General features: G+C 60.2%; 4 protein-coding genes. 2 read left to right on the top strand and 2 right to left on the bottom strand.

Annotated features, from left to right (window positions below; translation table 11 throughout):
• Positions 1–283 precede the first annotated feature (283 nt).
• Positions 284–1459, top strand: a complete 1176-nt coding sequence (locus GNZ12_RS02165; protein ID WP_172308782.1) for a porin — start codon at positions 284–286, stop codon at positions 1457–1459.
• A gap of 213 nt (positions 1460–1672) precedes the next feature.
• On the opposite strand, the gene GNZ12_RS02170 is transcribed toward GNZ12_RS02165, so the two are convergent.
• Together GNZ12_RS02170 and GNZ12_RS02175 are read right to left on the bottom strand one after the other, a co-directional pair.
• Positions 1673–3346: a long-chain fatty acid--CoA ligase gene (locus GNZ12_RS02170; protein ID WP_172308783.1), complete on the bottom strand. Its 1674-nt coding sequence runs from the start codon at positions 3344–3346 to the stop codon at positions 1673–1675.
• 147 nt (positions 3347–3493) lie between these two features.
• Positions 3494–5572, bottom strand: a complete 2079-nt coding sequence (locus GNZ12_RS02175) for a molybdopterin-containing oxidoreductase family protein (RefSeq protein WP_172308784.1) — start codon at positions 5570–5572, stop codon at positions 3494–3496.
• A gap of 186 nt (positions 5573–5758) precedes the next feature.
• On the opposite strand from GNZ12_RS02175, the gene GNZ12_RS02180 reads away from it, so the two are divergent.
• Positions 5759–6955: a M20 aminoacylase family protein gene (locus GNZ12_RS02180; protein WP_172308785.1), complete on the top strand. Its 1197-nt coding sequence runs from the start codon at positions 5759–5761 to the stop codon at positions 6953–6955.
• Positions 6956–7212: the final 257 nt, after the last annotated feature.

Raw genomic sequence — 7212 nt, forward strand, 5'->3', positions numbered from 1 at the left:
CAACCGCCGCGCCGCACTGGCAGGTCCGTGCGACAAGGCTTTGCGTGGCAAAACCAGCGTCACGGAGCCCCCGGATTCCAACAATTCTGGCGGCGAACTTCTGATTTTAGACCATGTTGCGTAAACGAAACAGGACCGGTCCCGGTCGTCTCCTTTTGCTTTGTGCCATGTATGCCTTTTGTTACATTACGTGCAACTTCTCGCGAAGTTGGACAAGCAAGGCCTCAACGCTAGACAAATATTCGCCTTGTACAAAAGATTCGTAATCCTTGGAGATCATTCGATGAAAAAGTCGCTTCTCGCTCTCGCAGCACTGGGCGCATTCGCAGGCGTCGCTCATGCTCAGAGCAGCGTGACCCTGTACGGTATCATTGACGAAGGCTTCAACATCAACACCAACTCGGGTGGCAAGCACCTGTACAACCTGTCCAGCGGTGTTCTGCAAGGCTCGCGTTTCGGCCTGCGCGGCACGGAAGATCTGGGCGGCGGTCTGAAGGCAATCTTCGTGTTGGAAAACGGCTTTGACGTGAACACCGGCAAGCTGGGTCAAGGCGGCCTGATGTTCGGTCGTCAAGCTTACGTTGGCCTGTCGAGCCAGTTCGGCACGGTCACGGCGGGTCGTCAGTACGACTCCGTCGTCGACTACGTTGGTCCGCTGGAAGCCGGCGACCAGTGGGGCGGCTACATCGCTGCTCACCCGGGCGACATCGACAACTTCAACAACGCGTACCGCACCAACAACACGGTCAAGTACACGAGCGTTAACTACAACGGCCTGACGTTCGGCGGTACGTACAGCTTCGGCGGCCAGGCAGGCAACGTCACCGGCAACCAGATCTGGTCGTTGGGCGCTGGCTACAACAACGGTCCGTTGGTCTTGGGCGTCGGCTACTTGAACGCACGCACCCCGGCAGCATCGGGTGGCCTGTTCAACAACGGTGGCACGGCTACAGCAGCGGACGCAGCAGTGACGTCGCCGGTCTATGGCGCCTACACGTCGGCTAACACGTACCAGGTGATCGGTGCGGGTGGTGCATACACGTTCGGCGCGGCAACGATTGGCCTGACGTACTCGAACATCCGTTTCGCAAACCTGGGCATGGCGTTCGCACAGCCGACGGTCAAGGGTCAATCGGCTACGTTTAACAACGCCGAACTGAACTTCAAGTATCAGTTGACCCCGGCATTGCTGGTCGGCGCAGCGTATGACTACACGCGCGGCGCGACCATCGAAGGCGCATCGCGTGCCCAGTACCACCAAGGCGCGGTTGGCGTGGACTACTTCCTGTCCAAGCGTACCGACGTGTACGTGATTGGTGTGTACCAACATGCTCTGGGCGAAGTGCTGAACGAAGCAGGCACGGGCGTGACTGCCGCAACGGCTGGCATCAACGGCCTGTCGGGTTCGTCGAACCAGAACCAGTTCGCGGCTCGCATCGGCATCCGCCACAAGTTCTAATAAGTCGTAATAAAGCAGTTTGCCTCAAAGGCGCCTTCGGGCGCCTTTTTTTTATGGCCGCGCCGTGCACTGTCGGCTGATTTGCGAGGAGACGACGGCTCAAAGAGAAAGGCCCGGCAGACTTTCGTCTGCCGGGCCTTTCTCTTTCTTCCCGCAATGCATTACTTCATGTCGGCGCTGTTCAAGCCGTTGGGGTTGATGCGCTTGATACGCTTATGCCCGGCCGTCCCGCAACTCGCGACGCAGAATCTTGCCGACATTACTCTTGGGCAGTTCAGTCCGGAATTCGACGATCTTCGGCCGCTTGTAGCCGGTCAACTGCGTTTTGCAGTACGCGAAGATGTCCGCATCGGTAAGTGCCTGGTCTTTCTTCACGACGAAAAGCTTCACCGCCTCGCCCGAATGCTGATCCGGCACACCGACCGCGGCGACTTCGAACACGCCCGGCAGCTTGGCGACCACGTCCTCGATTTCGTTCGGATAGACGTTGAAGCCGGAGACGAGAATCATGTCCTTCTTCCGGTCGACGATCTTGACGAAGCCGTCTTCGTTCATCAAACCGACGTCGCCCGACTTGAAGAAGCCGTCCGGCGTCATGACTTTGGCCGTCTCTTCCGGTCGGTTCCAGTAGCCAGCCATCACCTGCGGGCCGCGGATGCAGATTTCGCCGGGCTGGCCAAGCGGCACCTCGTTGCCTTCGTCGTCGCGAATCGAGATTTCGGTCGACGGCAACGGCAAACCAATCGTGCCGCTATATTCCGTGACGGTGACTGGATTGCAGGTAACGCACGGCGACGTCTCCGACAGACCGTAGCCCTCGATAATCGGCGTATGCGTATGCTCGAACCAGCGCTTGGCAACCGCTTCCTGCACCGCCATACCGCCGCCATTTGCGGCGATCAGCTTCGAAAAATCAAGCTTGTGGAAGTCCGGGCTGTTAAGCATCGCGTTGTACAGCGTGTTGACAGCGGGAATCGTCGTGATCGGATAACCTTCCAGCGCCTTGATCATGCCAGGGATGTCGCGCGGATTGGGGATCAGCACGCCGAGGCCACCGGTACGGATCGTCAGCAGTCCGCAGACCGTCAGCGCAAAGACGTGATACAGCGGCAATGCGACAACCGTGATGAACTGATCAATGTCCGTGCGGTTAGCGCGAACCGGATCGAGCCAGATTTCCGACTGCAGCACGTTGGCGATCAGGTTCCGATGCAACAGCGTCGCGCCCTTGGCCACGCCGGTCGTGCCGCCCGTGTACTGTAGAAACGCGACATCGTCCGGGCCTTGCTGGACGGGCTTGAAACTCTGGTGGCCGCCCTCGGCGATCGCCGTGTTGAACTTGACGTGACCCGGCAAGCTCCACGCCGGCACCATCTTCTTCACGCGCCGCACGACGAAGTTCACCAGCGAGCCCTTCACGCCCATCAAATCGCCCATTGCGGCGACGACGACGTGCTTGATTGACGTGTTGCGCACGATCGCCTGGAGCGTGACAGCGAAGTTTTCGAGCAGGATGATCGCTTCCGCGCCGCTGTCCTTGAGCTGGTGCTCGAGCTCCCGCGGGGTGTAGAGCGGATTGACATTCACCACCACGTAGCCCGCGCGCAGGATCGCCGCAATCGCGACCGGATATTGCAGCACGTTCGGCATCATGATCGCGATGCGCGCGCCGCGGGCAAGGCCCTTCGACTGAAACCACGCGGCCAGCTTGCGCGATAGCGTGTCGAGCTCGCCGTAGCTGATCTCCTTACCCATGCAGACGAACGCTGGTTTGGCGCGGTGGTCGCGGAAGGCTTCTTCGAGCAGTTCGGCGACGGACGAATAGCGGGTCGGGTCGATCTCTGCGGGAACGCCGGGCGGATAAGATTTCAGCCAGATTTTGTCCATGCAGCGTCTCCTCCTTTATTTTCGAATGGTCGTGCTAAAAACGCATCGTAGCATGGGCACCCCGTGGCTATTCGCGAAAAGCGGCTGGGTTAGACTGCAGCCTCGAACCTATTGAAGGCCGCAACTGCAAGATTTTTGAGCGTGTTTTCAGGTGCGTTCGACCTCGACGAGGCAGTCGTAGAACGTGGCCGATCCGCCCAGATCGGTAAGCGCCTGACTGGTGACCTGGTTGGCGTTGCGGCCGTCGGGGGCGAGTTTCTTCCACCAGATCGACAGGCCGACCACGAGCCCTTCACGCGCCTTGTCGGTGACACGGGCGCGCGCCTGCATCGAGCCGCGATCGTTGAATATGCGCACCTGATCACCGTCAGCGATGTCTCGCTGCAGTGCGTCGGACGGGTGGATGTCCAGGTGCGGCTCTCCTTCCGTCGAGCGCAAGCTCTCGATGTTCACGAAGGTGCTGTTCAGGAAGTTGCGGGCAGGCGGCGAGATCATCGCAAGCGGATAACGGGCGGCGAGGCCGGGCGCGCCGTCGGCAGATTCGTAAGGCGGCAGATAATTCGGCAACGGATCGAGCCCTTGCTGCGCGAGGCGCTCGCTGAAGAACTCGCATTTACCGGACGGCGTGCGAAAGCCGCCCTCGGCGAATGGCGCGTCAGGCAGGTTCAGCTTTGCCCAGCCGGTTTTCGTTAGCGAGTCCCAACTGACGCCTTCGAGCGTTTTGTCATTCCAGCGGAATGCCGACTGCGCGATAGCGTCGTCGCTCTCGTAAAGCGCCGCCTCCTGTAGGCCCATGTGGCGTGCGAGGCCGCGAAAGATCTCCGTATTCGGGCGTGCATCGCCGACTGGCGCGATCGCTGGCAGGTTGACCATGACGTGCGTGTGCCCGTACGACTTGTGCACATCCAGGTGCTCGAGTTGCGTCGTAGCAGGCAGAAGCAGATCGGCGTAGTCTGCGGTGTCGGTCTGGAAGTGCTCGAGCACGATCGTGAACAGGTCTTCGCGCGCAAACCCTGCGGCGACCCGTTCCGAGTCCGGCGCGACCGCCACCGGATTCGAGTTATAGACAATGATCGCTTCGACTTTCGGGCCGAACGTAGCGTCGCCCAGGTGCAGCAATGCGTCGCCGATCGCGTTCATATTGATGACACGCGATGCCTTGCCCGGCCAGCCCGGCATCAGATCCGGGCGCTGCAATGCGTGCGAATCCACCGGCGCCCATCCGCCCGAGGACAGCAATACACCGCCCGCCCGCTCGCGCCATGCGCCTGTCAACGATGGCAGGCAAGCGATTGCGCGCACGGCGTTACCGCCGCCACGCACCCGCTGGAGGCCATAGTTCATCCGGATCGCGGCCTTTTTCGTGCTGCCGTAAAGGCGCGCAAGATCGACGATCACCTGCTCGTCGATGCCGCAAATCTGAGCGGCACGCGACGGCGGATAGCTGAGCGCACGCGCCTTGAGTTCATCGAAGCCCAGCGTATGGGCCGCAATGTAGGCGTGATCAAGCAGATTTTCCGCGATCAACACGTTGATCATGCCAAGCGCTAAAGCACCGTCGGTTCCGGGTTTCAGTGCAATGTGCTGGTGGCATTTTTCCGCCGTCAGCGACCGGTACGGATCGATCGCGATCAGCCGTGCGCCGCGACGCTTGGCTTCCTGGGCACGTGTCCAGAAGTGCAGATTCGACGCGATGGGATTCGAGCCCCAGATCAGGATGACCTCGCTCTCGGCGAAAAACTCGGTGAGCATGCCGAGGCTGGCGCCGTAGGTATATTTCAGCCCCGCCGCACCCGCGGCTGCGCAAATCGTGCGGTCTAACTGCGATGCGCCGAGTGTGTGAAAGAACCGCTGCGCAATGCTGTCGCCCTGAACCAGGCCCATCGTCCCGGCGTAGCTGTACGGCATGATGGCTTCTGGCGTTCGGTGCGCTATCTCCGACAGGCGTGCTGCGGCCAACTCGAACGCCTCGTCCCAGCTAATCGGTTCAAAACGACCTTCGCCTTTGCGGCCGACGCGCTTCATCGGTGTCGTCAACCGATGCGGATGGTGCACCCGCTCGGCATAGCGGCTGACTTTGGTACACAGCGCGCCTTGAGTCGGCGGATGATCGGGATCGCCGACGACCTTGATCGCCCTCCCATCTTCGACGGTCACGCGCATCGCACAGGTATCGGGGCAATCGTGCGGGCACACCGCACGGGCGAATTCAGTCGGAGCATTCATCGGCGATCCGTCCAGGAGAGCGGTAAGCGGTGGCGCAATCCCGAATTTTATTACGTTCGCTGCCTGTTAACCTGCATGGTCCCGCCAAAAATGTCTTCGGCGTAGAATCGGTTATCAACGTGCCCGGGCGATATGGCCCCGAGCGATTCCACGCAAAGCAAAGCACAAGCGCATCACCACTCCATCATGAAACTGATCCCAGAAATCCAGGCCGCCCACGGCGAGATTCAAACCCTTCGGCGAACGATTCATGCGCACCCCGAACTGCGTTACGAAGAAACGGCAACAGCGGATCTGGTTGCCAGGACACTTGAGTCCTGGGGCATCGAAACTCATCGCGGATTGGGCAAAACAGGCGTAGTCGGTGTACTGAAGCGCGGCAACGGATCGCGCTCGATTGGACTGCGCGCTGACATGGATGCGTTGCCGATTCAGGAGCTAAACAGCTTCAGCCATCGCTCGCAGAACGACGGCAAAATGCACGCGTGCGGCCATGACGGACATACCGCGATGCTGCTCGGCGCGGCGCGACATCTGGTCAAGCACGGTGATTTTGACGGCACGATTGTGTTCATCTTTCAACCGGCGGAAGAAGGCGGTGCCGGCGCACAGGCAATGATCGACGATGGCCTGTTCACGAAATTTCCGGTCGATGCGGTTTTCGGCGTTCACAACTGGCCAGGCATGCCGGCCGGCCACTTCGGTGTGACCGAAGGCCCGATCATGGCGTCCAGCAACGAATTTCGCATTGAAATCAAAGGCGTGGGTTCGCACGCGGCATTGCCGCACAACGGCCGCGACCCCGTGTTCACGGCGGTTCAGATCGCGAACGGGCTGCAAAGCATCATCACGCGAAACAAGAAGCCGCTCGATACCGCGGTACTGTCGATCACCCAGATCCACGCCGGCGACGCCGTCAATGTCGTCCCGGACGATGCGTGGATCGCAGGCACCGTGCGGACTTTTACCACCGAAACGCTCGACCTGATCGAAGCACGCATGCGCAAGATCGCCGAGAGCACGGCGGAGGCCTACGATTGCTCGGTCGATATCCACTTCCATCGCAACTATCCGCCGACTATCAACAGTAGCGAGGAGGCCCGCTTCGCAGCGTCGGTCATGAAGGAAATTGTCGGCGCGGAAAATGTCGACGACGCAGTCGAACCGACAATGGGCGCCGAGGATTTCTCGTTCATGCTGCTGGCGAAGCCGGGCTGTTACGCTTTTCTCGGCAATGGCGACGGTGGGCACCGGGACTCAGGACATGGTGCCGGGCCTTGCATGCTGCATAACGCGAGCTATGACTTCAACGACGAGCTATTGCCGATCGGCTCAACGTATTGGGTTCGGTTGGCACAACGATTCCTGGCACAAGAGGGATAGAGGCAGTGAGTTATATGTGAAGCGGCGATTTCCGCATCGCCGCTTCATAGGCACCAAGCGTATCGAGGCGCAGCTTTGCCGATATGCAGTGCCGGCCCGACGGGTGCTAACGGGTCGCTGATTTCACGGTCCGTAAACGCAAAAACCCCGCCTTTTGGGGCGGGGTTTCTGGACATGCTGGGGAGCCTGACGATTACCTACTTTCACACGGGAATCCGCACTATCATCGGCGTGGAGTCGTTTCACGGTCCTGTTCG

It is taken from the genome of Paraburkholderia solitsugae, from assembly GCF_013177695.1.
Classification (GTDB): Bacteria; Pseudomonadota; Gammaproteobacteria; order Burkholderiales; family Burkholderiaceae; genus Paraburkholderia; species Paraburkholderia solitsugae.